Below are 26,976 nucleotides of genomic sequence, written 5' to 3'. Positions count from 1 at the left end.
TTTTACCTACAAACTGTACCTTAGTATAAAAGAGAGGCTTTCATGGCACTGATATCATTACGGCAAATGCTGGATCACGCCGCCGAAGTGGGTTACGGCATTCCGGCATTTAACGTAAATAACCTGGAACAAATGCGCGCCATAATGTTGGCGGCAGATAAAACGGACAGCCCGGTGATCGTGCAGGCTTCGGCCGGCGCGCGCAAATATGCAGGTGCGCCGTTTTTACGGCATCTGATATTAGCGGCAGTGGAAGAGTTTCCGCATATTCCGGTGGTGATGCATCAGGATCACGGCACTTCACTGGCTGTTTGTCAGCGCTCAATTCAGCTGGGTTTTTCATCAGTGATGATGGACGGCTCGCTGGGCGAAGATGGCAAGACGCCAATGGATTATGCTTACAATGTTAATGTAACGCGCAAGGTCGTCGAAATAGCGCACGCTTGTGGCGTCTCGGTAGAGGGTGAGTTAGGTTGTCTGGGCTCGCTGGAAACCGGTGAAGCCGGTGAAGAAGACGGTATTGGCGCCGATTGTGTGTTAACCCATGATCAAATGTTGACCGATCCTGAAGAAGCTGCCCAGTTTGTCCGTGAAACGCAAGTCGATGCGCTGGCTATTGCTTGTGGCACTTCACACGGGGCCTACAAATTCAGCCGGCCACCGACAGACGATATTCTGGCAATAGACCGGATTAAGGCGATTCATCAACGGATCCCGGATACCCATCTGGTAATGCATGGCTCGTCTTCAGTGCCACAGGACTGGCTGGAAGTGATAAATGAATATGGCGGAAAAATCCCTGAAACTTATGGTGTTCCTGTTGCTCAAATACAGCAGGGTATAAAGTTTGGGGTACGTAAAATTAATATCGATACTGATTTGCGGTTAGCGTCTACCGGAGCTATTCGTCGCTATCTGGCGCAGCATCCGGCTGAATTTGACCCACGGAAGTATTTACAGGCGTCGGTACAGGCAATGGCAGACATTTGTATTGCCCGCTATGAAGCCTTTGGTTGTGCTGGCAATGCCAGTAAAATTAAAGCATTGTCGCTCGATGCAATGGTTGATTTATATACGGCAGGAAAGTTGACGCCGAATATAAAATAACCAAAATGTTTAATGCGTCATTAAATATTAACAACTATAGGTTTAATGGCGCTTAAAATTGGTGATAAACCGGCCGGATCATCGTGGTAAACCCTGGGCTCAGGCAGCTGCATGCTGTTGACAACCTATGTTTTAACTGCAATGATGCGGACGGTTTACCCTCTAACCGAGGGCTTATTGTATCTGAATTTTACAAGTTAATATTTCAGCATAAGCCCTTACACTAATCAGGTTACGTTAATCAGCAATAATTGGTTGGGAACTATGTTTAACAAAAAAATTCAAAAGAGTCTTGTTGCCTCAGCACTGGCTGGCAGCTTAGCTTTTGCCGGCTCTGCCGCTGCAACAGACTTAAAAGATTTACACCAGGCGAATAGCCAAATCCAACGTGCTGCCGTGCAGTCTCAGGAAAAAATAAACACCATATATGAACAAACTCAGGAATTACTGGGTGAGTACCGTGTTGTCGTGGTGCAAACTGAAAACTTAAAAGTTTATAACGACTTTTTACAAACGCTGGTTAACGATCAACAACGCCAACTGAACTCTTTGCAACGGCAGATGGATGATCTGGAAAACACCAACAAAGGTACCGTACCTCTGATGTTCCGGATGATTGATGCGTTAGAGCAATTTGTTAAGGCTGATATTCCGCTGCGCACCGAGCGCCGGTTAGAGCGGGTTGAAAAATTACGTGAACTGATGGAGCGTTCTGACGTGCAACGTTCAGAGCAGTATCGTCAGATCCTGGAAGCCTACAGCATTGAAATGGGCTATGGCACCGAAATGGCTGCTTTCCAGGGTACCCTTAATTACGAAGGTCAGGATATTACTGTTGATTACCTGAGTGTTGGCCGCTTAGCACTGGTTGCACAGTCTTTAGACGGCAACGCAGCGTGGGCGTACAATAAAGAAACGAAGAGCTGGGAAGAGCTACCTGATTCATACATGAATTCAATCACCAACCTTATCAAGATGTCGCGTCGTGAAGCGACCCCTGATATGGACCGTGTACCACTTTTCGCAGCGGAGTAAGAATAAATGAGAAAGGCTATTAAAACTTTAGTTGTTGCTGCTGCCGTAACGTTGTCGGCATCGGTGGCATTTAACGCTGCAGCTAACACTGAGCAGCTTGACCAGCTACTAGAGCAAATTAAGAAAGAGCGCGCTGTTGAAGGCCGCATGAATCAGCAACGTGAGCGCGAATTCCTGGCTGAACGTTCTGATAAACAAGCGATGCTGAACACCGCTAAAAAAGAATTTGCCGATGAAGAAGCTCGCGGTAAACGCCTGGCGAAAGCATATTCTGATAACGACATCTTAATCGCTCAGAAAATCCAGGAGCTGGAAAGTGCTCAGGGTACCATGGGTGAAGTGTTTGGTGTGGTCCGTCAGGCGGCTAACCAGACAATTGGTGTTATCACCAGTTCACTGATCAGTGCTCAGTACCCGGGTCGTGAAGAACCGCTGCGTGCTATTGCTGCTGCGACTGAATTACCAACATTAAGTCAGATGGAGGACCTGTGGGTTGCCATGCTGACTGAAATGACTGAATCAGCAAAAATTTCTAAATTTGATGCTGAAGTGGTTAAGTTAGATGGCGGCAGTTCAACTGAGCGGGTTACCCGTTTTGGTGCTTTCCACCTGACTACTGATGAGCAGTACTTAATTCGTAACGTTGATACTGACCAAATTCAGCCATTGGGCCGTCAGCCACAAGCGAAAATTCACGAATCAGTTGCTGCATATCATAATGCCGCAAAAGGTGAGTTGGCAGGTTTATATGTTGACCCGACTAAAGGCAACAGCTTACTGCGCTTAAATCAGCAGCGTAGCACCTTAATGGAATACTACCACCAGGGTGGTACTGTAGGTTACCTGATCACTGTATTACTGTTTATCGGTTTACTGATTGCGCTTGAGCGCTTCCTGGTATTAACCATGGTTGGCGGCAAAATGCGTTCACAGCTGAAAAACCTGGCCAGCCCATCAGACAGCAACCCACTGGGCCGTATTCTGAATGTGTATCATCAGAACCGCTCTGCTGACGTTGAAAACCTTGAACTGAAACTGGATGAAGCCATTCTGCGTGAAACGCCAAAAATTGACCGTGGTATTGGTTTAATTAAGTTGTTTGCAGCTGTTGCTCCGCTTATGGGTCTGTTAGGTACTGTTATCGGTATGATTCTGACGTTCCAGCAAATTACTCTGTACGGAACCGGTGACCCGAAACTGATGGCAGGTTCAATCTCGCTGGCGCTGGTAACAACCGCTCTGGGTCTGATTGCAGCTTTACCATTACTGTTTGTTCACAGCATTGTGCAAGCTAAAGCAAAATCGATTTTACACGTGTTAGATGAGCAAAGCGCAGGTATTGTTGCTGCTCATGCGGAGAAGGAGAACGCCTGATGATGACCCAGCTAATTGAGCTGTGGGAATCGGTACAGGATTTTATTCATACCGGTGGCAACGTGTTATACGTTGTTGCCGTGGTTCTCTTCATCATGTGGTTTTTGATGTTAGAGCGCTACTGGTACGTATCGGCAGTATTTCCTAAAATTAAACGGGATATTATTGCCAGATGGGATGCCAGAGCAGATACCACGTCCTGGTATGCCCATAAAATCCGTGATACCTGGATTTCTGAGGCGACAAATGACCTTGATCAGCGGATGTTACTGATAAAAACTCTGGTTGCGATGTGTCCACTGGTTGGTTTGCTTGGCACAGTAACCGGCATGATAGCGGTGTTCGATATCATGGCAACCCAAGGTACTGGTAACCCACGTACAATGGCGGCCGGTATATCGATGGCAACAATTCCGACAATGGCGGGTATGGTTGCAGCGTTATCGGGATTGTTTTTCAGTTCGCGGCTGGAAGTGAAAGTGAAACGGGAAAAAGCAGATCTCGTTGACAGCTTACCGCATCATTAAGAGAGAATTTTATGGCACGTAAACGTATTCGTGAAGACGAGGAAGCGGCAATCGACATCACGCCGATGATGGATATCGTTTTCATTATGTTGATATTCTTCATCGTAACTACTTCTTTCGTAAAAGAGGCGGGTATCGATGTAAACAAGCCGGAAGCAACCCAGGCACAGCAAAAGCCGTCAGCGACTATCTTTATCGCTATTCGTGAGAATGGTGAAGTATGGATGGATAAGCGGATGGTTGATATTGAGCGGGTTTCTGCCAACATTGAGCGTTTAAGAGCTGAATCCCCTACAGATACTATTATTCTGCAGGCAGATGTTGGCGCTAAGCACGGTGTAGTAATGGAAGTAATGGATCAGGTTAAAGCTGCTGACCAGTCGCTTATAATTACCATTGCCGGGGAGAAAAACTAGTTATGATGCGTTTCCTAACATCGTTAATCATCGGTGCAGTGGTAACGTTTCTGTTGTTTCTGATTATGGCGTTGCTTATTAAAGGCAGCGGCGAACGTCGGGCGCCTGAGCAAGAGCGTATTGTTGTTGAAATCAACACTACGCCGCCTGATTCAGATACACAGGTGCGGCGGCCACCACCGCCACCACCGCCACCACCACCGGCTGAGCCGCCAAAGACGCCACAGCCCGAGCCTGAGCAAACCAACACCGCTGGTGCGGTTGGTTTTAACATGCCAGGTATGGATCTTGGGGCAAATGTTGGCCTGAATAACCCAGGCTCGTTGTTACGTGATGGTGATGCAACACCGATAGTGCGGATTGAACCGCGTTACCCGGTGCAAGCTGCCCGTGACGGCTTACAAGGCTGGGTACGGTTAAGCTTCACTATTATGGAAGATGGCAGTGTCGACAATGTCGAAGTTATCGAAGCTGAACCGCGTCGGGTTTTTGACCGTGAAGCAATTCGTGCACTACGCCGTTGGAAGTACAGCCCTAAAGTTGTTGACGGTAAACCACAGCAACAGCCAGGTCAGCAGGTACAGTTAGACTTTACCCTAGACATGGCCGGAGGTTAACTATGAACAAATTAACGTTATTAACTTCCAGTTTAGTGTTAGCAGCGAGCTTCAGTATTTTTTCACTACCGGCAGCGGCTCAGGATTTGACCGCAGCTGACCGTGAAAGGATAGAAGCGCGCAAAAACGCTAAAACCCAGTTACCTGGTGAGCGGGTAGGTCGGGTTATCACTAAAGCGCTTGAGTTATACAACGAAGAGAAAGTTGATGAGGCGATTGCTGTTTTAATTGATGCTGATCCGAGTGGTGAATTCGATAAAGCATTTTTAAACCGGTTTCTCGGTAACCTCTATGCTTTCAAAGATATACCACAGGCAATAAAGTATCTGGAACTGGCAGTAAAACCCGATGTTCTGGGGTTTAACGACCAGGCTGCTGCTCTTAAAATTTTAGCTGACCTGCAAATTCAGGAAGGCCGTTTTAAGGTTGCTATTGAAAGTTACCGTCGATGGATGCGCTTTACCGGTGAGAATGACCCTGATGCTTATCTGCGGATAGCTAATGCCCATTTTCAACTGGGTGAGTATGACAAGGTTATTCCTGCAGCTGAAAGTGCAATTCGCTTTTCGCAAGAGCCTAATAAAAATCATTATTTAATGAAAATGGGTGCCTTGTACGAGCTGAAGCGATATCCGGAGACGGTAGCAACTGTAGAAACCATGGTGCAGTTGTTTCCTCAGGAAAAAACTTACTGGATATATCTGGGTAACTTTTACACCCTGGTGGAAGACTACAGTAAATCGCTGAGTGCATTTCAGATTGCTCATTCCCAAGGGTATCTTGAGAAAGAGTCTGAGTTTAAAGCGTTAGGTCAGATGTATGCGAATAATAATATTCCATATAAAGCCGCAACGATTTATGAGAAGTATATGAAGAGTGGTCAGATCAAAAAAGATAAGACCATGTTAACTGCAATTGCTTCTAATTTTCAGGCGGCCCGCGAGTTCAGCAAAGCAGCTGACTACTATGGTGAACTTGCTAAAATGACCAACGAAGCAGATGCTTATCGCCGGCAAGGTATGGCGTTAATGTCTATTCAGCGTTATCAGGATGCCATTACTGCGTTTAATGCTGCGTTAAGCAGAGATGCAGACCGCTCTGGTAGTATTCATCTGAATATTCTGGAAGCTTACTTTTATCAGGGTAAACTGAAAGAAGCCTATGCTGCGCTGCAGGAAGCGAAAAAAGATCCCGCAGCGGCACGTCAGGTTCGCAGTTGGGACTCTTACATAAGAGACCGTGCTAAAACAAAAGGTATCAGCCTTTAATTACAGCACTTATAAAAAAAGCCCGCTTAATGCGGGCTTTTTTTTGGCTGAACATTGTGGCTGTGCTTTGCTGTGTTAAAAATGACTTACCTCAGTCCGTGCTGGCTAAGCGCCGTGATTAATGCTCGGTGTCGGTATGCCTTAAGTCATGTAAACGGTACTTATCAATCAGTGCATATAAAGTGGGCCGGGTAATTCCCAGTAAGTCTGCAGTTTTGGAAAGGTTGGTGTTCGCAACAGCATAAGCATGGCGAATGGCCTGGGTCTCAGCCTGCTCTCTGACCTTTCGCAGGGTATCGAGCTTTTTGTGGCCATTGCCATTCAGACCGAGATCAGCCGCATCTATAAGTTTATTATCGACCAGAATAACGGCTGATTTTAATTTGTTTTGCAGCTCACGGATATTGCCGGGCCAGCTATGCTGTAACATCGCCTGAATTGCATGGTCGGTGAAGCCATGGATCTGCGAATGATATTCCTTGTTAAACCTGTGCAATAACGCTTTGGCAATGATAATGATATCGTGACCCCGCTCACGCAGTGGTGGAATTGTCAGGGTAATTTCACTGATCCGATAATACAGATCTTCGCGGAATGTCTGATCTGCGACCATTTCAGCCAGATTGCGATGAGTGGCACATATCACTCTGACATCGGCTTCGATTTCCTGGCGCCCGCCAATTCGTTCTATTACCCGCTCCTGCAGAAACCGCAACATTTTTGCCTGCAAACTTAAAGGCATATCGCCAATTTCATCCAATAATAACGTGCCACCATTAGCACATTCAATTTTGCCTAAGGTAGTTTTGTTGGCACCGGTAAAAGCACCTTTTTCATAGCCGAACAGCTCACTTTCCAGCAGGTTTTCTGGTATTGACGCACAGTTAATGGCAACGAAGGGTTTATTGGCACGCGGGCTTTGCTTATGAATAGCCCGCGCGAACACTTCTTTACCAGTGCCACTTTCACCCAGTAGCAGGGTGGTAATTTCGGTAGGTGCTATTTTTTCGACTGTTCTACACGCTTTAATCATGGCATCGCTGTTGCCAATAATATCTAACTGGGCGCTGCTACTGGCCTTTAATGCCCGGTTTTCCTGCTCAAGTTCAGTCAGTTTAAAAGCACGCTGTATAATGATATTCAGCACATCGGCATCAATTGGTTTCTGATAATAATCGTAGGCACCCAACGCAACAGCTTTCAGAGCATGTTCGTTGTCTGTATTGCCGGTCAGGACAATCACTTTACAATCTGGTTGTACAGATAAAATTTCTGCCAGGCAGGCCAGGCCCTCAGAGGCGTTAGCCGGATCAGGTGGCAAGCCCAAATCGAGTGTGACTACAGCAGGTTCGTGCCGTCTGAGCTGGGTCATAGCGCTGGCTTTATCATCAGCAAATATCAGTTCGTAGTCGCTCAGACTCCATTTTAATTGCTTCTGAATACCAATGTCGTCTTCAACGACCAGTACAGTTTTCATATTACGTTCCTTGTATTGCTGTTTCTGTCTGCTCAGCAAAGCTAAGCGACGATTTTAACGGAAGTTGCAGCGTAAATGTAGAGCCCTGTCCGGGTAAACTGCTGACAGTAAGCTGACCAGCTTGTTGCTCGACAAAATGCAGTGCGTCGTGCGCACCAATACCCATGCCGGCATTGCCTTTAGTTGAATCGAACGCTTTAAATAACCGGTTCTGAATAAACTCTTCACTCATACCGCAGCCGGTATCGGCAATAGTCAGTTGCAACAAGCCGTTGTTTTCTGTCACGGTAACTGTGACTTTGCCATTACTCTCTGTGGCATGCTGGGCATTATCGATAAGGTGAAACAACACACTGCTAAAACGGTCCTTGTCGATAAAAATGCTGCAGTCTTTTTCAATATGCAGGGTGGGAACAGGTTTTCGGACGGCACAGCGATTAACAATGACATCCTGCACCAGCTGACCGACAGATACATAGCTGTTTGTTTGCTGGTCAGGTCTTTTGTTGGTCAGTTGACTCAGCATTTTTTGCAAGCGTTGTTGCATTGCAGCCAGGGTGCTGAAACTATCATCAATAAACTCAGGATTATTCCGGTGTTTGTCTGCATTTTTCAGTATCAGATCTATTTGTGCTTTTACGTTTTTCAGATCATGGACAACGAAGGCTGACATTCTGCTAAAGGCGATAAACTGGGCATTTTCACTCAAGGTCTGGCTGGCTTGCATTAGTAGCAGCTGACTGGAAATCTGCTCGGAAACCAGGCCAAGGTAGTCTCTGAGCTCCCAGTTTAATGTTAGCCTGTTGACTTTCGGGGCGTTCATCAGGCAAAGCCCCCAGAGTTTTCCTTTAGTGTGAATGGGGATAATCAGTTGAATATCCAACAGTTTGGTAGCAGCGTTTTGCTGGACAAATGGATCAGTATTATCCGACAAGTCCAACAGCCAGCTGCGATTGGCAAAGTGCTGTTGGTAGGCACTGATTAACTCATGTTCATCGGCAGTTAGCTGCGGGCGTTGCAGCAAGGCCAGAGTATTGATACTGGTTGCTTTAAACCTGATTATTGCGCCGCGGCTGTAGCCAATACTGTCTAGCCAGGCCTGCAGCAGACTTTTGTAATGATCATCGGCCTGGGTTATATCAATTTTTTGCAGGGTGCGGGTAAGCAGCAGCCATTTCTCCCGGTAATCGAATTTATTAGCGAAGAAGTGTTTTTCTATAAATACCTTGAGTTTTCTTCTTAAAGCGCCTGACAGCATTAACAATACCAGGGTCGCAATTCCAAGGATCAGAAATGTTGCCTGAATTAAATTTGACCAGTCGCCGCCAAAATAGCGAATGTAAAAGCCGGTAACAGCTAACAAGCACAGATAAACGCCGGCACCCAGCACCAGCGAACTTTGCAATACAATGTCCCGGGAGATGTAGACATTTATGCCCCAGGCCTTAATCCGGCGCACAGCGATCACCATCAATGGCAGCATTGCACAGTAGACATAGCCCCGGGCAAACCAGATTTGATCGTCGATACGGCCAAATAAGGCGGACTCTGCCAACAGAGCAAAGTCGTACAGCGTAGTCACTGTCAGCGCGAGCACCAGTGGTTTATATTGCCACTTCGCGTCGCCTGAGCGGCGATACAGTGCTTCTAGCAGGGCGAGTTGTAAAATACAAATGGCAAGATTTCCGGTGAAAACATTGCTGGCACTGAGCAGCGAACTGGCTGAGACAAGGGTCCAGCCGCTGATTGCTATTAATAGACCGTAAACATGCGGCAACCGGAAAAACTGGCTTAGCGTTTTTCCGGCGGAACTCAGTGCAGCCAGCAGAAATAACAACAGCATGGCATTTTTGCTATTTTCAATAATATGCGAGCCGGGTGTGGTAAAGGGCAGTGCTGCTGACCAGCTGTAATAGCCTGCCCAGCAAAAACTGGTTACAGACAGCGCTAACAATAAATACTTTGGATTGTTACGTACCTGAGTAGTAAGCAATAAGCCAAAGAAAAAAAGGTAAGCCACTGCAGCCAGGATAAAGCCTATTTTATCAAGACCAAAGCTAAGTAAGTTATCCATTGATGATAGCCTGCTCAGTCTGGCTGCTGCATTAGTTCAAGCAGATGCCGGCTTGGAATGGCATAGCTGATGCCACTAGGGTCACTTAGCACCGCCTCTCTGCTGGATTTAATATAAACCTGGTTAATAATACCGATGACTTCACCGCTGTCAGGACGGTAGAGCGGGCTACCGCTGTTACCAGGGTAGGCCACAGCATCCAGTTGATATACCAGATAGGGCTCATCAAGTTGCCGCAACATCGCAGCTTGCAGGTTGCGGGCATTCACTGCCGGAATAGCAATAGGTGTCTGTGCGGCGATAATGCCGCTATGGGTAGCTGGATACAGCCCCAGCACCTGAGTTATCGGAAAGCCGGTAAAGGCGATGGCTGAGCCTTCTTCGATTAACGGGGCCTGGCTTACGTTAAGTGCCGGCAACTGTCCGGCGATGGTAAGCAGGGCTAAATCAACAGCGGGCGCATGCTTTTGTTGTTGTATCGGATGAACTTTAAATACCGTGCCCTGGCCCGACAGAACCACGTATTGTTCGAGTTTGCTTTCATCCAGCGGGTTGGCGATGACATGGTAGTTGGTGACAACCCGATTGCCCGGGCTCACCACAAAGCCACTGCCAATCAGTCTGATCCGCGGCGAAGCCGTTGGGTTGGCAATACCAATTGCGACCACAGAGGGTTTAATTTTTTTCAGCGTTTCAATAAGTTCAGTTGATTGGGCTGGAAAATTAAATAATAAGAGGATGCTCAAAAGATAAAAATGCTTAACCATAGCAATAGTACTTTCCCTTTCCTTAGTGAACCCTGACATACTAGCGTATTTGTTTACAAATTGCTCTACTCGCTGCTGGAAACTTACTGATATTGGCCCATACTGAAGCAGAATGTTTAATTACGCTGATAAGGATGCAGATGCCAAAGGAAATCGTGCCAATATTATCTGGCGGTGGCACACGATTAGCTTGTTATATCGGCATTCTGAAAGCGTTGCAGGAACAAGGGCTGACGTTCAGCCATCTGGTTGGTGTCTCCGGTGGCAGTATTGTTGCCGCTTTATATGCAGCGGGCTGGAGTTTAAGCCAGATGCATGAGTTAGCAATGACCACTGATTTCCGACAGTTTCGTGGTATGTCACTGACCAAGCTCGTTCGCTTAGGGGGGCTAAGTGACGGCAATGCCTTTGAGTCGTGGCTCGACCAGCTACTCGAGGGCAAATGTTTTGCCGATTTGCCGATAGACTTACACGTGCTGGCTACCGATATCCAAGGTGGTGGCCCGGTGATCTTTAATCGTCAGCTGACCCCTGATCTAAAAGTGTCACAGGCTATCCGTTTTTCAATGTCCATTCCGTTATTCTTTGCATTTAAACGCTTTAAACATCATGTTATGACAGACGGTGTTATTTTATCTGAGGATGCGCTGCACCGGGATTGGTCGGGGCAGGGCTTGCCGCTGGTTTGTTTCCGGCTAAAAAGTGAGGCTGACAGCAAGCCGGTGGTTACCAGCCGTTTTTTTCCGGTACTGTCATATATCTATATGTTAATTCAAACCTTTATGAACGCAATCTCGCGTGAATATGTCCATGCTGAGTATTGGCATAATACCATTGTGGTTAATACCGGCCTGATATCTTCGGTTAACTTTGATATGACGCTGGCCCAGAAGCAATGGTTATATGATATCGGCTATCAGACTGCTGCTGAAATTGTGCCGGTGAAACTGGCAGAATTATTTAAGTAACAGATTAATAATCAACCGTTAGCCGGGAAAAGTGCTAATCTGACAGCAGAACATTATTGGCGTTTATATTAAACATTACGGCAGGATCATCTACACTTGACTGATATCCGGGTACATAGCAAACAGCAGCTAATTTTAGTTATATCCGCTGGCAGCCAGCAGGGCGTCAACTCAGGAAATGCGTAGTGATATGGATATTAAAAACAGCTATAAGAGGGGTCTATGAGACGGCTAAAATCTCTGGCAGATAAACCCATTATTGGTGGTGTGGTCAAAAAAGCTATGGCTGGCCTGGCCAGTAATGACGCTAAAACCATCTCAGCACATTTTTCCAAATATTTGCGGCCCCAGATAGCCAATACCGAAGCGCTCAGACATGAGGTATACCGGCTGCGGCATCAGGTTTATTGTGAAGAATTACATTTTGAAGATATTAAAGAAGGCTATGAGGAATTTGACGAGTTTGATGAGCGCTCAATTCATTGTTTTATCCGACATCTGAATTCAAACGCTCTGGCAGGCACTGTCCGTCTTATTACGTCCGCCAAAGATGATGAACTGCTGCCCATCGAAAAATACTGTTCGCACGCCATAGACAACAATGATTTTGCGCCATGGAATTTTCCGCGGGAAACAATCTGCGAGATTTCCCGGTTAGCGGTACCTGAAAATTTCCGGAAGCGGGCAATTGATAAGTTTAAAGGGGCAGCCACAGGCGCCTTTAATGAGAAAGACTACTCAGAAAGTGAGTTACGTTGTTTCCCCTATATTGCGATATGTTTATATATGGCGGCCGCAGCGATGGGCTTTCACTCCAACCGTTTTCACGGCTATGTAATGATGGAACCCCGATTAGCGCGAAGTTTAAGTTTTATCGGCATCAACTTTAAACAACTGGGCAATCCCATTGAATATCATGGTAAACGGGCAGCTTATTACATAAATTCAGATATGTTCAGAACCAGTATTTCGTCGGGTTTTACCCGCTTGCTCCAGTCAATAGAGCGGGATTTATTTGAGCAGGACAGGGGCGATGGTGACAATCGTTTTGGTATTAATTTCAACGGAAAACTGGGGGTTAACTATTGAATACCACGTCGGCAAATGACTCTGCTGATGCGGTAGCTGACTTACTTGCTGCTAACCTGAGCACAGCCAGCCGTATTTTAACCAGTGCAGCAGAACTGGCAGCCTATCAGCAGAATTGTGAAGGCAGTCAGGCTCAGACCAGCATCGTCGTTAGTATTGGCAGCCAGCAGGATATTCTGACGGTGCTTAAACTGGCGTCTGATCACAGAAATACCAAAGTACCCTTTGTTATTCACCCAATCAGCACAGGTCGGAATTGGGGTTATGCCACTGCCCGTGCCAATAACCACCAAGCCGTTATTCTTGATCTCTCCCGATTAAATGCCATTAAGTGTGACGATGAAACACTGGGTATTTTTACGGTGGAGCCCGGTGTGACGCAACAGGATCTGCGCGATTATCTTAATCATCATCAACTGAAATTTATGGTGCCGGTAACTGGCGCAGGGCCAGGCTGCAGCATTTTAGGTAATGCCCTGGAGCGCGGTTATGGCATTACCCCATATCCGGATCACTTCGCTGCGGTTAACAGTATCAGAGGCTACCTGGCAGACGGCACCCGCTTTCGTTCAGCGGTGGCTGAGCTTGATAGCAGTGACGATGACTTTATAGATAAAACCTATAAATACGGGCTGGGGCCTTATCTTGATGGCTTATGGACTCAAAGCAATCTGGCCGTGGTTACAGAAATAAGCCTCAGACTAAAAGCCGAACCGGAGGCTTTCAGTGCCTTCTACCTGCAGTTTGCCAGTGAGCATCAGTTTGAACAGGCGCAGCAAATCGCTTTTACCATCTTACAGAAGCTGGAAGGGGTAGTGGGATCCGTTAATATTATGGACCAGCGCCGGGTAACGGCGATGATGGCACCTAACCCCAATGGGCCTGCGGCTCATCAGGTAATGACTAACCAGCAGGTTGCCAGGTTAGCCAAAGACTATGATATCCCTGCCTGGACCATTGCCGGCACCCTGTACGGCCAGAAATCTGTGGTGAAAGCGGCCCGGGCTGAAGTAAAACGCTTTACCGGCGGCCAGTGCAGTAAAATGATCTTCTCAGACAGCTGGCTAATCAATATTGGTCGCAGCCTGCTGCAGTTAATGCCAGCAGCTGTGCTTAGCAAACCACGCAAAATGTTAAGCTCGCTGGATGGCGGTATTGCAATAATGCGTGGTTATCCGAATCAGGTCGCGCTGCCGCTGGCATATTGGCGTAATCCCCGGGTACAACCGACAACAAACCAGCCGCTGAACCCTGCAGCTGATGGTTGCGGTTTACTCTGGTATGCGCCGTTAGTGCCGATGAGAAGCGAAGCCATGCGCCGTTTTATCGGCCATGTCAGAGCGATTTGTCCAAAGTACGGTATTGAACCGATGATCACCTTTACCAGTTTAAAGCACGATACAGTAGACAGTACTATTCCAATTGTCTTTAATCTGGCAGATCCGGAAGCTGTAGCACAGGCAAAGGCCTGCCTTGACGAGTTAGTCAGCGAAGGCTTGAAGCAGGGCTGGGTGCCATACCGGCTTAACCTGGCGCAACAAGCCAGCTTGCTTAAAGCAGACCAGCCATTCTGGCAAATAAGTAACAAGATTAAACAGGCACTAGATCCGGATAATATTATCAGCCCTGGTCGCTATCAGCCGGGATATCAAACCCCGGGGTCTGATTTGCAGCCATAAAAAAACCTCCTTCCGGAGGTTTTTTCTAACTTAACACTTAATTACTTTTTAATTTGACGGCGACGGCCAAACACGCTTAAACCTAACAGACCTAACCCAAATATACCTAAAGTTGCCGGTTCAGGTATTGCCGCAGTAATAATGAAGCCAAAGTTTGCCGGAGTAATCGCATTTTCTCTGGTTGTAAAACCAAAACATCCGTTTGCGACACCTGCAGTAGCACATGTTCTATCCGGTAGCAGACGCAAATTACCAGTTAATTCAACAATATTTACGAAATAGTTGACGCCTTCGTAATTGAAAGACGAATTCAGCGCACCTACCTGAAGAATAAAAATATCGTCGCAAAATGAACTGCTTGGAAAGGTACAAGCTAAAAAGTTATTTGTTTCGATAAAATCAATAGTAAAGTCGGTCATTAATGATGGTAATGCGGGGCCGACCGGGTTTACAGGCGTCAAGTTTAAAGTCGTTCTCAAATTTGCACCTGTTAACGTATCGAAACTACTAGCCAGTGTGTTATTGAAATGTGTGATAGTGTTGGTTGATTCAGGCATTAAATCATTGGTAAAAACATTGCCTGAAACAGTTGAAGCTGTAATTTCTAATGCACTACGTGAATCGGCAGCTCCCTGTCCAAGCATGGTGTGGTCACCGCTCGCACTACCCCAGCTAACTAGCGAATTATTTTCGATGGCATTTGCGTTTGCACCACCGTTAGTGAATGTAGCCGATGTCCATTCTGTTGTTACAGTATATGCCCACTCAATTACTGCTGCTTGTGTTACAGGGGCAATTAGTAAAGCTGTACCTGCCAGCATACCCTTACAAAATTTGTTCATATACATCTCCTTAATCGAACAAAAGGGCGAACTACTTATAGCATTCGCATTCTAAGTACATTAAGCACTTTTCGGGCCAAAATTCATCTGATTGTTTTTATTGATTATTTTTTGTTAATCGCCAGGTGGGTGTAAATTATTCTGACATCACATGTAAAGGGGCTAATCAGATGATTTAACTAAGCTAACACAAGCAATTGAGCTTGCTAAGCAACACCATTAGCACCAATAGGTTTCGAGCAATTGAAATTTATATAGTCAAAACTCAGTGGCTGCAAAAACAATGTTATGAATGTAAAAGAAGCCGGGATTGCCCGGCTTTTTATTACATTGCTACAATTAGTCAATGATGCTGAGATGCTTTAATGAGGCTATTGTTGCAGTTTCTGCTGTAGTTCCTTGGCCCGGTCAAGATACTTAATATTATCTGTTTTAACCGCAGCCAGTACCTTCCGGGCCGGTTCCTGCTCACCGTTATTAATCAATGCCTGCGCCAGATTAAGCTGCACTTCGGCATGGCCGGGCCGGATTGCCAACGACTGCTCAAACTGCGCTTTTGCCTCGGCGTGTTTGCCCTGCTCCAGCAATACTCTGCCGTAGGTATCTAATACATCCGGGTGACGGTCGTTAATTTTTAATGCCTGCTCAGCATAGGTTTTCGCTTCTGTGACATTGCCCACTTCCAGCAATACCCAGGCATAGTTATTCAGGGCAATTAGGTTGTCTGGCGACTGCTGAACAATATCGCTGTAAACGGTAACTGCTTTGTTAACATCATCTTCTATCAGTAAGTTTGCATAAAAAGCCCGCAGCTCGGTACTGTTATTACCATGTTTGGCAAAGTGGTCTTCAATAAAGGAAACGGCGCGGCGATAAGATATATCTGTGGCATAGGCCCCGGCTATTGCAATAGCAGTAGCTGCGCGCGGTGCAATGTTATATGACTTATTCAGGGTTTCCAGCCCCGGACTGATTTGCTTATTCAATATCTGAATACGGCCTTTGTGATATAACATTTCAGGGCTATTGGCCAGTTCAGCGGGTAGTAGCTCATAAGTCGCCAGTGCAGCTTTATGATCGCCATTTTCAGACTGGGCGGCAATTTTTGAGCGCAGTAATATCGGCTCCTTTGGATGAGCCTTAAGTTGTTTATCCAATATCATTATTGCTTCTTTAAAGCGCCCCGCATTGGCCAGTAAATTGGCATACGCCAAACCGGCGCGAACATTCTTCTCATCACTGTTATACCAGCGCTCTGCCAGAGCAAACGCCTGATCAGGCTGATTTGTTCTGACGTAGGCATTGACCATCAAATTATAAAATGCCGGGGTAAATTGTTGCTGGGTCTCACTTACCGGTTTCAGGATATCAACCACCTCAGCAAAGTTATTCTGGCTCTGATACAGATTTGCCAGCAACATCCGGATCTGACTATTATCCGGGTGAGCTTTGTGAGAGCGCTCTACCACCTCCATTGCAACTTCCGGGCTACCTTGTTGCTGTTTCGATGCATAATAGGCGATCAATGCAGGCACATAATCCGCGCGTAAGGCAATGGCCTGTTCCAGCAGCGCATCACTTTTGGCGATATCATTTTCATCCCTGGCAACGGCTGCCAGCATATACAAGGTAAATACATTGTCGCTGTCGGCTTTTTGCGCTTCGGCCAGCATTAACTTACCATTTTCCAGATCTTGCTGCAGCAGATAGGTCAGTGCTTTCAGGTTATAGCCAGCGTTGCGGGTTTCAGCGGTTTTCAGCCATTCATCGGCCAGCTCAGCCGCTTTATCGAATTGTTTTTGGCGTATATAGCTGCCGGCCAGTACCAGGCGGGTATCATGTAAGCCCGGATCCATCATCAGCGCCTGTTCCAGGTTTTTAATGCCTTCAGCCCCGCGGTTTGGCAAGCCTAGTTTCAGGCTGCCCAGAGTGCTTAGTGACCGGCCATCCTGCGGCACCACCATATTTTCGTAACGACTGAGGATCTCGGCGGCCAGGCTCTCGTCACCCTGGCTGATTAATTGAAATGCCGTTCCTGCAACCAGCGATAAATCCTGTTCGGTAAGTTCGGCACTACTCAGACTACTGGCTGCGTCGGCAGTTTCTCCGGCACGTAATTGTAACAGCGAATACAGGCGTTGCGCTGGCGGATAGGTATGCAGACTGTCTTTAACAGCGGCAAGATGACTCAGCGCCTGGGCTTCAAGGCCAAGCTGATGACTGACAATACCGGCCAGAACCCGGCTTGGTGTATTAATAAAGCGGGCGCTAATGGCTTTGTCGATATGCTCTTTTGCTTTGGCATAGTCTTGCTTCTGATACTCAATAGTGGCCTTAAGGTAATTGCTCAGGCCATGTTCCGGCGCCCGTTTCAGAATAAACACAAGCTGTTCATCAGCCTCGGCAAAGCTCTGTTGCTGTACATAGGTTTGCGCCAGCAACAGTCTGGCTTTTAATGCGCCGGGTACCTGCTCAATGTACCGTTGTAAATTTGCAATAGCATCGTCTGGCTGTTTATCCAGCAACTGTAATTGTGCGGTCAGCAATAATGCTTCTTTGCCAATCACGCTATCTGCTGCTACCTGTTGCACCGTACTAAGTGCCTCGGTGACATTACGGGCATTTAACAGCAACGCAGCGTTTGCATAAGCCGCTAAATCAGGATATTCGCTGTTGACCAGCTCATCAAATATAACGACGGCATTAGCTGGCGCGCCCAGTTCAACTTCGGCCAGTGCCCGGTAAAACTTCAGATATTGTTGTGTTTTCGGGCTCAGGCCCTCAGTCTCACTGAACAGGCTAAGCACATTCTGATGGTTTTCAGCCAGATAGCTGGTTTGAATTACCTCTACCGCAATAGATTCCGGATCTACGCCGTTACGCAGGGCGCGATCAAATTCTTTCTCCGCCGATATGGCGTCACCGGTTTTCAGATAAATTCTGGCCAGCAACAAGCGGTAATCGCTGTTATCCGGCTCTTTCGATATGGCAGATTTCAGTTCAATAACAGCGGCGTTGTATTCATTATTCTGGCTGTATTTTAATGCATCCTGGTAATGCTCAGCGGCATCTTTGCCGCTGCAACCGGATAATGCGGCTATCAGTACGGCCGCTGTTAAGGTAATTTTTTTCATGCTACTACACTCCTTTGCGGTGACAATTCAGTCGGTGACATTTTAGTCAGTGACAATTCGGGCGGTGTCATACCGCACTTATATTAAGTACGGTTCAGCCAAATATACCTCTGGTATCTATTACCACTTTGGTAGTGACATCCGCTGGCTGTAAACTCTTAAACTGTTTGTGATCTACCAGTACCACTAAAATATTGGCTTTTTCCAGCGCCTGGTTCAACGTGGTCAGTTCAGCGTTGTAATTAGCCAGTTTAGCAGGTAGCTTCTTAATATTCGGCTCTACTAATAAAATTTCACCAATATTTTCAGTTAACAGTTGTCTGGCAATATCCAATGCCGGGCTTTCCCGTAAATCATCGATGTCTGCTTTAAAAGCCAGGCCCAGACAGGCTATAACCGGCTTTTTAAACTGATCTGCAGCCTGGCGTATTTTTTCAATAACATACAACGGCTTGTTATCGTTAATTTCCCGCGCTTTACGAATAATCTGCGCCTGTTCCGGGGCCGAGTCAACAATAAACCACGGATCGACCGCAATACAATGGCCACCGACACCCGGGCCGGGGCTTAAAATATTGACCCGGGGATGGCGATTAGCCAGTTTAATTAATTCCCAGACGTTAATTTTTAAGCTGTCACAAATAATCGACAGTTCATTGGCAAAGGCAATATTAACATCGCGAAACGCATTTTCGGTCAGTTTCGCCATTTCCGCGGTGCGGGCGGTGGTCCGCAGACATTCACCGCGGACAAATAACTGATACAGCTCAATAGCCCGCTCTGCACAGCGCGGGGTAATGCCGCCGATTATCCGGTCATTGCTGACTAACTCCTGCAGCACCCGGCCGGGCAGCACCCGTTCAGGGCAATGGGCGATATACAAATCAGCCTGCTCGCCATCAATGTGCGGTAATTTTAAATCCGGACGCAGCTCAGCCAGCCACTCGGAAATTTGCTCAGTGGTGCCGACCGGAGAGGTCGACTCCAGCACAATTAAATTGCCTCTGGCCAGCACCGGCGCTATGGTTTCCAAAGCAGCTTTAATGTAACTCAGATCAGGGCTTTTATTCTCTTTAAAGGGGGTGGGCACCGCTATCATAAAAGCATCGGCCGGTTCCGGGCTCAGCGCAGCTTTTAACTTGCCGGTAGTTACCGCTGCCTGTACCAGCATATCCAAATCGGGTTCGACAATATGTACCTTACCCTGGTTAATGGTGTTAACCGCGTGCTCTGACACGTCAACACCCAGAACTTCAACGCCGCGTGAGGCAATAACAGCTGCGGTAGGCAGCCCTATATATCCTAAGCCAATCACTGATACCCGGCTAAATGGCAACATAATCAATCCTGTATTAATGGGAAGTTACGCTTCAGGCCGCTTGTTTTTCAGCAACAAAAGCGCTTAGCTGGCCAAAAGTCTCGAAAATTTCAGCAGAGATTTCATCGTCGTCAAACTCAATGCCAAGTTGATCTTCCAGTTCGGTAATAACGGCAATAATCGCCATAGAGTCAAACTCCGGAATAGCACCCAGCAGCGGGGTATCGGCGCTGAAATCTTTATCTATCTGTAGTACAGTGCGTAAAATGTCGGCGAGTAGTTGTTGATTGGGCATGCAGTACGTCCTTTATTGGCCTATATCCTGACCTGTATCCTGAATAAGTATTCTGAGTGAGGTTCAGCTCAGTTCGTTGTTTACCAACTTAAATTTGTCACAACCTCAACTTACTATCGGTTTTTCTGTAAAACTGTTTTATTATTGCACACAAAGGGATTAAAAGTGAAAGGTCTAGAGGACACAATGACCAAAAATCTATATCAATTGCTGCAACAGGCTCAACAATCGTTTCCCCGCCATACTGCGCTGTACCATAAAGAAAAAAGCTTAAGTTACACTGAACTGCTACAGCAGGTTAATCAGGTGGCTGCCACGCTGCAACAACAGGGCATACAGCGCTTTGACCGGGTAGCGGTGTATTTGCCCAAGCAGTTTGAAACCATATACAGCATCTGGGGCACCAATGCCTGTGGCGGCGTCTTTGTGCCGGTTAATCCGGCGCTGAAAGCGGTGCAGGTACAGCATATTCTGCAGGATTGTAATGTGCGGGTGCTGGTGACCAGTAAAGACCGACTGGCAACCTTAACTGAGGTGCTGGCCCATTGCCCCGATTTGCATACTGTTTTATTAACTGATGAAGCCGAGCCTGGCCAGGCTGTGGCCCACCTTGCGGTTAAGCCGCTAATGTCTGCTGTGGTGCAGCAGAATAACACTGCTGTCGTATTACACGGCGCGGTTACTGACAGCGATATGGCGGCTATTCTGTATACCTCTGGCAGCACCGGTAAGCCGAAAGGGGTGGTGCTGTCGCAGCGCAATATGCTCGTTGGCGCCAATAGCGTAGCCACTTATCTGCAAAACCACTCAGAAGACGTTATCCTGGCGTTATTACCGTTAAGTTTCGATTATGGTTTAAGCCAGCTGACCACGGCATTTAGTACCGGTGCCAGCGTGGTGCTGCTGGATTTTTTCCTGGTGCAGGATGTTGTCAGAGCGGTAGCCCGGCATAAGGTCACCGGCATTGCCGCAGTGCCGCCGTTATGGGCGCAGCTGGCCAAAGCAAAGTGGGCCGGTGATAGTGCCGCCAGTGTCCGTTATTTAACCAACTCTGGTGGTGCCATGCCGCAGACACTGCTCAGCCAGCTGCAGGCTATTTTTGTCAATGCTGAACCTTATCTGATGTATGGCTTAACCGAAGCGTTTCGTTCTACCTATCTGCCACCGGCCGATTTAGCCCGCAAACCCGGCTCTATGGGCAAAGCCATTCCTAACGCAGAAATTCTGGTGGTGCGCGAAGATGGCAGCTTGTGCGGACCGAATGAGCCTGGCGAACTGGTGCATCGCGGGCCGCTGGTCAGCCTGGGTTACTGGAACGCGCCGGAAAAAACTGCCGAGCGGTTTAAATTTGACCCAATAACCCCGGCCGGCATTCAGATAGCCAGCCCGGCGGTATGGTCGGGCGATACCGTAAAGGCCGATGAAGAGGGTTACCTGTACTTTATTGGCCGGCGCGATGAAATGATTAAAACCTCCGGCTACCGGGTAAGCCCGACAGAAGTTGAAGAAGCCATCTACCGGCTGGACCCGGCATTAGTCGATGTCGCAGCAATGGGCGTTTACGACGGAGTCGACCAGGCCATTTTAGTCGTGGTAGCTACCTCGGGCGACGAGCCGGATATTGCCAGCTGGCAAACCCAGTTAAAACGCAGTTTGCCCAATTTTATGCAGCCTAAAACCATTTTAGTGCTGGATAAATTACCGAAAAATGCCAATGGCAAAATCGATCGTAAAACCCTGGCCAACCAGTATCAGGATTACTTTTTGACAGGAGCGTCAACATGACCAGTACCAGCATTAGTCACAACGCGCCGCAGCATGAACAAATGAGCCAGTTCAAGGTCGAGCAGGGTGAGTTAGTCGCCGCGGGTTTACGGATGGCCGAAATCAGCCAGCTGTTAAACCGTCCGGCATTTTATGTGTACGACCGCAACATTATTAACCAGCAGGTCAGCTTATTTCGCCAGCATATCCCAGCAAGAATAAAGCTGCATTATGCGGTGAAGGCCAACCCCTACTGGCCGGTGGTGCAGCATTTAAAACCATTGGTTGATGGCTTTGATGTCGCCTCGCAAAAAGAAATGTTACTGGCGCTGCAAAGTGGTATGCCGGTAGCCGACATTAGCTTTGCCGGGCCCGGCAAAGGCGATGCTGAGCTGCTGGCAGCCATTATTGCCGGTGTTACTCTTAACGTCGAATCATTGGGTGAATTGCAACGTATTTGTCAGCTTGGTGGGCAAACCAATAAAACGCCTCAGGTGGCGCTGCGGGTTAATCCGGCGTTTGAGCTTAAAGCCTCGGGTATGAAAATGGCAGGCGGTGCCAAGCCTTTTGGTATCGATGAAGAGCTTGTGCTGGAAACGCTGGGCAAAATCGGCGATATGCCAGTAAAGCTGCGTGGCTTTCATATTTTCTGTGGCTCGCAAAACCTGAAAGCGGAAGCATTAATTGAAGCGCACCAGCATACTTTTGCATTGGCGGCGAAACTGGTAGCGGCGTGCCCTTACCGGCCCGAGATGATTAACCTCGGTGGTGGCTTTGGTATTCCGTATTTTGCCGGTGAGCGGCGGCTGAATTTAGCGCCGGTCGGCGAGTCGCTGCAGGGGCTATTGCAGCAATACGACAATGACCTGGCTGGTATCGAACTGGTTATCGAGCTGGGGCGTTATATTGTTGCCGAAGCCGGCTTATATGCCTGTCAGGTGGTTGATAAAAAGCAATCACGTGGTACCACTTATCTGGTTTGCAACGGCGGTTTACACCACCATCTGGCAAACTCCGGCAACTTTGGCCAGGTGATCCGCAAAAACTACCCGGTAGCCATAGCCAACAAGTTTAACCAGAGCGAAACTGAACTGGTCACTATAGTAGGGCCACTATGTACGCCACTGGATATCTTAGCGGACCGGATGAACTTACCCAAAGCTGAGGTGGGGGACTGGGTGGTGGTTTATCAGTCAGGCGCTTACGGACCCACCGCCAGTCCACAGGATTTTCTGGGCCATCCGAATGTGGCAGAGATTTTACTTTAGCGCTTAACGGCCAGATTTTATCTGCCGGACAAAATTAATGGTCTGTTGCTCTACTTCAGCGCGCCAAAGCGCATTGGCAAAAGTATGGTTGGCTGCAGCGATATGGTGATGATGGGCATTTGCTAAACACTGTTGCCAGGCAGTGCTATCAGCACATAGATCTAAAAACTCCTGGGCGGTATGGTCATTGCCACTGGTGATCACCAGGGTTTTACCAGTAAAGCTCTGCCAGCCTGCCAGCATCTGCTGTACATAATTATCAGCAGTCGTTTGTTCTTTGATGGCTTGCTGCTTTGCAGCAGCGTCTTTGGACTGCTTAGTTTTGCTTGTTCTGTAGGTTTGCAGTAAATCTTTAAAGCTTTGCAGCGGGTTCAATCCGCCACCTAATAACTTTTGCCAGAATGCTTTCGAGCTTAAACGTTGCCAGTAATAATGTTTCAGCATTACCTGTGCATGGCTGTGTTGTTGCCTTACCCAGGGGTTTAATAAAACCAGGCCTGCAACTCTGCTATCAGGTTGCTGATAGTTATAAAGCAGCGCGGCACTGGCCGCATCGCATAAACCCCAGATCACAACCTGTTTGATAGCGGGGTGTTGTTCGATAAGGGTGTCTATCGCTTGTTTAATCGCCTGGTTATTGGCATAAAAAGGCTGAAGCTCGCCGTCGCTGTCGCCCATACCACTAAAGTCAGCGCGCAGATTGCTGATCCCGGCGTTGGCTAATGCCCGGCTTAATTTCACAAACTGGCGATGGCTACCTACCCGGTATTGTGGTCCACCAACCAGAATCAGTACCCCGGTATCTGATGTGTCGTCAGGGCCGCATGTCTGCGCTTCATGTAAAATAGCACTGAGTTTATAACCCGCGCTGTGAACAACTATAAAACGCTCAGTCATTGCTCGCCTCCGGCAAGCTGCTGCACCGTTAATGCTATCAGCTTATCAGCGCTGGCCAGCTCGGTTGTTTGCCAGTAAGGTTCATCCTTAAATTGCTGAAAATTCACGTCGCTGTGTTGCTGCAGTTGCTGTAGCATTTTTTGCACTGGCAAAGCAATATTATCCAGTTGCGATGTTTCAAACCAGCTTAGCTGGCAGTCACTTAGTTGCGCCGGTATCGCCGCTTTTATATTCAACAGGCTTTGATAAAACTCTGGGCTTATCGGGTAGCCCGCTATTTCAAGCTTATCTCCCTGCAGTAATTGCTGTTCAAGCTCATTCTGGCTGATTTTATTCCCGCTCGCCATTGCTTCAGCTACCTTTATCCGGGCGAATTGTTGCCAGAATTTTTTTACGTCGAATATTGGCTGCCACAATACAATGTTCTGCAAGGGCAAAGCTAAATCGTCTTTGTTCAGTAAATCAAACAGCTGCATGGCGCCAAAGCGGATGGCAACAACACTCAAGCGTTGGTAGCCCTGTTGCTGCAGTAGCTCAATAAATTGCAGAATATCGTGGCGCCATATATCAACAGAGGCCTGATCTAAATCACCTTCGCTATCACCGGTACCAAAGTTATCCAGCATAAAGCAATTACAACCAGCCGCAGCAAGTTGTTGCATTACAGCACTAATAAGATGCCGTGTTTTGTTCATTTCCTCGGCGAAAGGAGGGAGGATTAGAACGGCATCTGCTGTAATGTTATTAACTTTTGCATGCACAAAAAGCTGACCGGATGAAAAAGCATAAAAGCCAGAGTTAACAAAAACACCTTTACTCATCACTAGCCCCAGAAGTTTTTTTTACAAATGCTTTTTTTGAAAAGTTAATACCGGTTTTTAGCTTGATCAGATCGCGTAGTTTGTAGAGTCTAGTCAGAACAACTCCCCAGAAATTGGCTTGATTAAAAATCTCTGCTCCCATGACTTCTGTTTTATTGTCCATCCAGAGCGTTTTAAAGCTGTCATCTCCAAGCAAAAAATCAATTCGTTTAATACCGTCATTGTCGGCTAAAGTTCGAACCATGTGTTCTGTCAATATTGTCCCTGGCGACAAACTGTCTTTGTCTTTGTCTTGTGCTAACTTATAAATATAAGCGGTATCGCCATTTATCAACCAGAGTTGAAAAGCAGCTGCATGACCATTTATTTTTAATATGCCTAATCTGAGTTTGTTATGTTCTTCAGCCCAGTTCATTAACCAGTTAATAAATTCCCGGGAAGGCTCCTGTATTTTCCAGCTAAGGTTATAAACCTGCCAGTAGTCTTGTCTGATAGCATCTGTAAGTTCAGTGTGAATTTCGATACTGTTTTCAAATTTCTGTAACGCTTTTTTTCTTCTTTTATAGGTGTTTCGCAGACGGGAAGGGCGATTAACCCAATAAGTTGAAAAATCACTAAACTCTGAACTGAAATTAGCGGAAAAGTGGTACGGAAAAACACAAACGTGTTCGTTTTTCTGTAAAGAGAGCAAGGTATTCAACTGAACCGGAAATAATGGATAAACTTCGATACTTAACCATCTTTTATCTACAGACTTAAGCTGGTTTATCAACAAAGACCATGCCTGGGTTAAATTCAGCATTGTGCTATCAAAAAAAACTTCATTAAAAGGTGTATAGAAGTTTGAGACTGCCCGGAATTTATTACCTTCCCTTTCCAATGGCGCAGCCAAGCAAGGTTTGCCATACTGGAAAATAAACAACCAGAAGAACGTTGTATTTGGCTTACAATCATGTCGTTGTTTAAATTGGATTAACGATGAGTACCAATCTGGTGATGCAAATACTGCATGAGGCTGATGTAATATAAGCCATTGTTGCAATACAAGTGGCAACGTATCTTCCGCCGGGAAAATCTTAACTTCAAAAGAGCTGGCACTACTCATCGTTTAAGTATCAACCGCTTTAAAAGTAAAAGACATGCAGCAAAGAAAGGTTTTAAATCACCTAACCTAAAATAGGTAAAAGCAGGTGGCTTACCAAAGGGCTTAAACGTTTTCTTGGCCCGACATGCTTTAAAATAGTTTAGTGGAGCACGCTCACAATCAAACCAGACAGCACCGGTAAGCGATTGAGTGGAAGCTTTTTGGCCTAACGCAATCAGAAACTCTTGATAGGGCTGATGAAAACCAGCTTTAATACATAACTCTGACCAGAAATCAGTTCTTCCTACGGTAGGCTCTATTACCCAATATGTGTTATCCGGCGCTTTTTTCATTTCAAGAGACACCGGTCCGCTTAGTTTAAACTGAGCAAAGAAACGCAAGGTAAAGTCTGTTACTTCATGATTTTCAGACGTTTGAGCGATAGTTGTTTGACCTCTAGCCGGCGGAAAAGACGATATTTTTTGTCCGACCATGCTCTGTACAAGAGCACCAGCCTCTAGGGTTAGGGCGCAGAAATACAACGTTTGATCCCCCCCTTCAATGTATTCCTGAGCAACAAATGGCAGATCTGCAGCAAATTTTTCTGTCAGTTTATTAACTTCTTCATGACTACGTGCGATTTGAGTTTTAAATGAAGATAACGGTTTTGCTGGTTTGATAATGACTGGATATCTGAAGTCACTTAAAACCGTATCTTTTTGAGAGGATTGATTAATGATGGCAGATTTTGGGTAATTTAATCCGGCGGCTTTACTAAAATGTTCGAGATTTCGCTTATCTATTAATTGACCAACCATTTCTCTTTGTTCTGCCCAACTAATCTTAAAATAGGTTGTTAGCTGTGGGAAGAAATCACAAATGAATTTTACATGGTTGTCATTAGTCGCAAAAAGAACAATTTCATTCCATTGGGATAGACTTTTTCTGATCTGAGGCAACGATATTAGTAATTCTTCAGCCGAAAAATCTTTAACCTGAAATAACTGAGATATGGTGTTGGTTTTCACTCCTGGTATATCAGTGCTTTTTTCAATAGCAAATACAGTGACGCCGTTAGCATGAAGAGAGCGAATAACAGAAAGGCCGTGGCTACAAACCCCGATTACTAAAGCTGCTTGCTTTTCACCCATCGTA

Annotated in this window: 23 protein-coding genes; 12 read left to right on the top strand and 11 right to left on the bottom strand. The window is 46.7% G+C overall.

The annotated features are described in order from the left end of the window. Positions 1 to 42: 42 nt before the first annotated feature. The 7 genes from fba to R3187_RS12335 all read left to right on the top strand — a co-directional run bounded on the left by fba (position 43) and on the right by R3187_RS12335 (position 6,344). Entirely contained in the window at positions 43 to 1,107 is a 1,065-nt protein-coding gene (gene fba, locus R3187_RS12365) for a class II fructose-bisphosphate aldolase (RefSeq protein ID WP_318967362.1), read from the top strand. A 264-nt stretch (positions 1,108 to 1,371) separates the two neighbouring features. Continuing rightward, positions 1,372 to 2,142, top strand: coding sequence for a DUF3450 domain-containing protein (locus tag R3187_RS12360; protein WP_318967361.1), 771 nt, complete (start codon positions 1,372 to 1,374; stop codon positions 2,140 to 2,142). A gap of 6 nt (positions 2,143 to 2,148) precedes the next feature. Beyond that, positions 2,149 to 3,516 (top strand): MotA/TolQ/ExbB proton channel family protein, encoded by a 1,368-nt coding sequence (locus R3187_RS12355; RefSeq protein WP_318967360.1) that lies wholly within the window; start codon positions 2,149 to 2,151, stop codon positions 3,514 to 3,516. Next, positions 3,516 to 4,043, top strand: a complete 528-nt coding sequence (locus tag R3187_RS12350) for a MotA/TolQ/ExbB proton channel family protein (protein WP_318967359.1) — start codon at positions 3,516 to 3,518, stop codon at positions 4,041 to 4,043. The genes R3187_RS12355 and R3187_RS12350 overlap by 1 nt, the downstream gene beginning before the upstream one ends. Positions 4,044 to 4,054: 11 nt before the next feature. Beyond that, positions 4,055 to 4,459 carry an ExbD/TolR family protein gene (locus R3187_RS12345; protein ID WP_097111182.1) on the top strand — a complete coding sequence of 135 codons (405 nt, stop codon included), beginning with the start codon at positions 4,055 to 4,057 and terminating at the stop codon, positions 4,457 to 4,459. A gap of 2 nt (positions 4,460 to 4,461) precedes the next feature. Further along, the gene (locus R3187_RS12340) at positions 4,462 to 5,076 is read left to right on the top strand and encodes an energy transducer TonB (RefSeq protein ID WP_318967358.1); all 615 of its coding nucleotides are present in this window, start codon (positions 4,462 to 4,464) and stop codon (positions 5,074 to 5,076) included. 2 nt (positions 5,077 to 5,078) lie between these two features. Continuing rightward, positions 5,079 to 6,344: a tetratricopeptide repeat protein gene (locus R3187_RS12335; RefSeq protein ID WP_318967357.1), complete on the top strand. Its 1,266-nt coding sequence runs from the start codon at positions 5,079 to 5,081 to the stop codon at positions 6,342 to 6,344. Positions 6,345 to 6,462: 118 nt separating this feature from the next. On the opposite strand, the gene prsR is transcribed toward R3187_RS12335, so the two are convergent. The 3 genes from prsR to R3187_RS12320 are packed head-to-tail and all read right to left on the bottom strand — an operon-like array spanning position 6,463 to position 10,641. Beyond that, positions 6,463 to 7,821, bottom strand: coding sequence for a PEP-CTERM-box response regulator transcription factor (prsR, locus tag R3187_RS12330; RefSeq protein ID WP_318967356.1), 1,359 nt, complete (start codon positions 7,819 to 7,821; stop codon positions 6,463 to 6,465). Position 7,822: 1 nt separating this feature from the next. Then, entirely contained in the window at positions 7,823 to 9,895 is a 2,073-nt protein-coding gene (gene prsK / locus R3187_RS12325) for an XrtA/PEP-CTERM system histidine kinase PrsK (RefSeq protein WP_318967355.1), read from the bottom strand. Positions 9,896 to 9,909: 14 nt separating this feature from the next. Then, entirely contained in the window at positions 9,910 to 10,641 is a 732-nt protein-coding gene (locus R3187_RS12320) for a serine protease (RefSeq protein ID WP_318967354.1), read from the bottom strand. A gap of 161 nt (positions 10,642 to 10,802) precedes the next feature. Here R3187_RS12320 and R3187_RS12315 point away from each other — a divergent pair, with 161 nt between their 5' ends. The 3 genes from R3187_RS12315 to R3187_RS12305 all read left to right on the top strand — a co-directional run bounded on the left by R3187_RS12315 (position 10,803) and on the right by R3187_RS12305 (position 14,398). Further along, positions 10,803 to 11,630 carry a patatin-like phospholipase family protein gene (locus R3187_RS12315; protein WP_318967353.1) on the top strand — a complete coding sequence of 276 codons (828 nt, stop codon included), beginning with the start codon at positions 10,803 to 10,805 and terminating at the stop codon, positions 11,628 to 11,630. Between the two features lie 222 nt (positions 11,631 to 11,852). Next, entirely contained in the window at positions 11,853 to 12,719 is an 867-nt protein-coding gene (locus R3187_RS12310; RefSeq protein WP_318967352.1) for a PEP-CTERM/exosortase system-associated acyltransferase, read from the top strand. Beyond that, the gene (locus R3187_RS12305) at positions 12,716 to 14,398 is read left to right on the top strand and encodes an FAD-binding oxidoreductase (protein ID WP_318967351.1); all 1,683 of its coding nucleotides are present in this window, start codon (positions 12,716 to 12,718) and stop codon (positions 14,396 to 14,398) included. The genes R3187_RS12310 and R3187_RS12305 overlap by 4 nt, the downstream gene beginning before the upstream one ends. Before the next feature lie 41 nt (positions 14,399 to 14,439). Here R3187_RS12305 and R3187_RS12300 read toward each other — a convergent pair whose 3' ends face one another. The 4 genes from R3187_RS12300 to R3187_RS12285 all read right to left on the bottom strand — a co-directional run bounded on the left by R3187_RS12300 (position 14,440) and on the right by R3187_RS12285 (position 19,987). Continuing rightward, the gene (locus R3187_RS12300) at positions 14,440 to 15,240 is read right to left on the bottom strand and encodes a THxN family PEP-CTERM protein (RefSeq protein ID WP_318967350.1); all 801 of its coding nucleotides are present in this window, start codon (positions 15,238 to 15,240) and stop codon (positions 14,440 to 14,442) included. A gap of 371 nt (positions 15,241 to 15,611) precedes the next feature. Beyond that, entirely contained in the window at positions 15,612 to 18,374 is a 2,763-nt protein-coding gene (prsT, locus tag R3187_RS12295) for an XrtA/PEP-CTERM system TPR-repeat protein PrsT (protein ID WP_318967349.1), read from the bottom strand. Between the two features lie 94 nt (positions 18,375 to 18,468). Next, positions 18,469 to 19,713 (bottom strand): UDP-N-acetyl-D-mannosamine dehydrogenase, encoded by a 1,245-nt coding sequence (wecC, locus tag R3187_RS12290; protein ID WP_318967348.1) that lies wholly within the window; start codon positions 19,711 to 19,713, stop codon positions 18,469 to 18,471. 31 nt (positions 19,714 to 19,744) lie between these two features. Then, on the bottom strand, positions 19,745 to 19,987 hold the full coding sequence (locus R3187_RS12285) for an acyl carrier protein (RefSeq protein WP_217666577.1): 243 nt from the start codon (positions 19,985 to 19,987) through the stop codon (positions 19,745 to 19,747). Positions 19,988 to 20,173: 186 nt separating this feature from the next. Here R3187_RS12285 and R3187_RS12280 point away from each other — a divergent pair, with 186 nt between their 5' ends. Continuing rightward, positions 20,174 to 21,772, top strand: coding sequence for an acyl-CoA ligase (AMP-forming), exosortase A system-associated (locus R3187_RS12280; RefSeq protein ID WP_318967347.1), 1,599 nt, complete (start codon positions 20,174 to 20,176; stop codon positions 21,770 to 21,772). Further along, positions 21,769 to 23,019, top strand: a complete 1,251-nt coding sequence (locus R3187_RS12275; protein ID WP_318967346.1) for a pyridoxal-dependent decarboxylase, exosortase A system-associated — start codon at positions 21,769 to 21,771, stop codon at positions 23,017 to 23,019. The genes R3187_RS12280 and R3187_RS12275 overlap by 4 nt, the downstream gene beginning before the upstream one ends. Positions 23,020 to 23,022: 3 nt before the next feature. Here R3187_RS12275 and R3187_RS12270 read toward each other — a convergent pair whose 3' ends face one another. The 4 genes from R3187_RS12270 to R3187_RS12255 are packed head-to-tail and all read right to left on the bottom strand — an operon-like array spanning position 23,023 to position 26,972. Next, positions 23,023 to 23,916, bottom strand: coding sequence for a hydrolase 1, exosortase A system-associated (locus R3187_RS12270; RefSeq protein WP_318967345.1), 894 nt, complete (start codon positions 23,914 to 23,916; stop codon positions 23,023 to 23,025). Further along, on the bottom strand, positions 23,913 to 24,737 hold the full coding sequence (locus R3187_RS12265) for a serine aminopeptidase domain-containing protein (RefSeq protein ID WP_318967344.1): 825 nt from the start codon (positions 24,735 to 24,737) through the stop codon (positions 23,913 to 23,915). The genes R3187_RS12270 and R3187_RS12265 overlap by 4 nt, the downstream gene beginning before the upstream one ends. Next, complete coding sequence (locus R3187_RS12260) at positions 24,730 to 25,842, bottom strand: GNAT family N-acetyltransferase (protein WP_318967343.1); 1,113 nt, start codon at positions 25,840 to 25,842, stop codon at positions 24,730 to 24,732. The genes R3187_RS12265 and R3187_RS12260 overlap by 8 nt, the downstream gene beginning before the upstream one ends. Further along, a complete protein-coding gene (locus R3187_RS12255) occupies positions 25,839 to 26,972 on the bottom strand; it encodes a hypothetical protein (protein WP_318967342.1) in 1,134 nt (377 codons plus the stop codon). The genes R3187_RS12260 and R3187_RS12255 overlap by 4 nt, the downstream gene beginning before the upstream one ends. Between the last annotated feature and the right edge of the window lie 4 nt (positions 26,973 to 26,976).

Source organism: Arsukibacterium sp. (assembly GCF_033721375.1).
Lineage (GTDB): Bacteria > Pseudomonadota > Gammaproteobacteria > Enterobacterales > Alteromonadaceae > Alishewanella.
The sequence above is the reverse complement of the archived record's forward strand: the minus strand, read 5'-3'. Positions and strand labels throughout refer to the sequence as shown.

Bases quoted from the DNA above. Each gene is read 5' to 3' on its own strand.
- fba (WP_318967362.1), top strand. From the start codon at position 43: ATGGCACTGATATCATTACGGCAAATGCTGGATCACGCCGCCGAAGTG.
- R3187_RS12360 (WP_318967361.1), top strand. From the start codon at position 1,372: ATGTTTAACAAAAAAATTCAAAAGAGTCTTGTTGCCTCAGCACTGGCT.
- R3187_RS12355 (WP_318967360.1), top strand. From the start codon at position 2,149: ATGAGAAAGGCTATTAAAACTTTAGTTGTTGCTGCTGCCGTAACGTTG.
- R3187_RS12350 (WP_318967359.1), top strand. From the start codon at position 3,516: ATGATGACCCAGCTAATTGAGCTGTGGGAATCGGTACAGGATTTTATT.
- R3187_RS12345 (WP_097111182.1), top strand. From the start codon at position 4,055: ATGGCACGTAAACGTATTCGTGAAGACGAGGAAGCGGCAATCGACATC.
- R3187_RS12340 (WP_318967358.1), top strand. From the start codon at position 4,462: ATGATGCGTTTCCTAACATCGTTAATCATCGGTGCAGTGGTAACGTTT.
- R3187_RS12335 (WP_318967357.1), top strand. From the start codon at position 5,079: ATGAACAAATTAACGTTATTAACTTCCAGTTTAGTGTTAGCAGCGAGC.
- prsR (WP_318967356.1), bottom strand. From the start codon at position 7,821: ATGAAAACTGTACTGGTCGTTGAAGACGACATTGGTATTCAGAAGCAA.
- prsK (WP_318967355.1), bottom strand. From the start codon at position 9,895: ATGGATAACTTACTTAGCTTTGGTCTTGATAAAATAGGCTTTATCCTG.
- R3187_RS12315 (WP_318967353.1), top strand. From the start codon at position 10,803: ATGCCAAAGGAAATCGTGCCAATATTATCTGGCGGTGGCACACGATTA.
- R3187_RS12310 (WP_318967352.1), top strand. From the start codon at position 11,853: ATGAGACGGCTAAAATCTCTGGCAGATAAACCCATTATTGGTGGTGTG.
- R3187_RS12300 (WP_318967350.1), bottom strand. From the start codon at position 15,240: ATGAACAAATTTTGTAAGGGTATGCTGGCAGGTACAGCTTTACTAATT.
- prsT (WP_318967349.1), bottom strand. From the start codon at position 18,374: ATGAAAAAAATTACCTTAACAGCGGCCGTACTGATAGCCGCATTATCC.
- wecC (WP_318967348.1), bottom strand. From the start codon at position 19,713: ATGTTGCCATTTAGCCGGGTATCAGTGATTGGCTTAGGATATATAGGG.
- R3187_RS12285 (WP_217666577.1), bottom strand. From the start codon at position 19,987: ATGCCCAATCAACAACTACTCGCCGACATTTTACGCACTGTACTACAG.
- R3187_RS12280 (WP_318967347.1), top strand. From the start codon at position 20,174: ATGACCAAAAATCTATATCAATTGCTGCAACAGGCTCAACAATCGTTT.
- R3187_RS12275 (WP_318967346.1), top strand. From the start codon at position 21,769: ATGACCAGTACCAGCATTAGTCACAACGCGCCGCAGCATGAACAAATG.
- R3187_RS12270 (WP_318967345.1), bottom strand. From the start codon at position 23,916: ATGACTGAGCGTTTTATAGTTGTTCACAGCGCGGGTTATAAACTCAGT.
- R3187_RS12265 (WP_318967344.1), bottom strand. From the start codon at position 24,737: ATGAGTAAAGGTGTTTTTGTTAACTCTGGCTTTTATGCTTTTTCATCC.
- R3187_RS12260 (WP_318967343.1), bottom strand. From the start codon at position 25,842: ATGAGTAGTGCCAGCTCTTTTGAAGTTAAGATTTTCCCGGCGGAAGAT.
- R3187_RS12255 (WP_318967342.1), bottom strand. From the start codon at position 26,972: ATGGGTGAAAAGCAAGCAGCTTTAGTAATCGGGGTTTGTAGCCACGGC.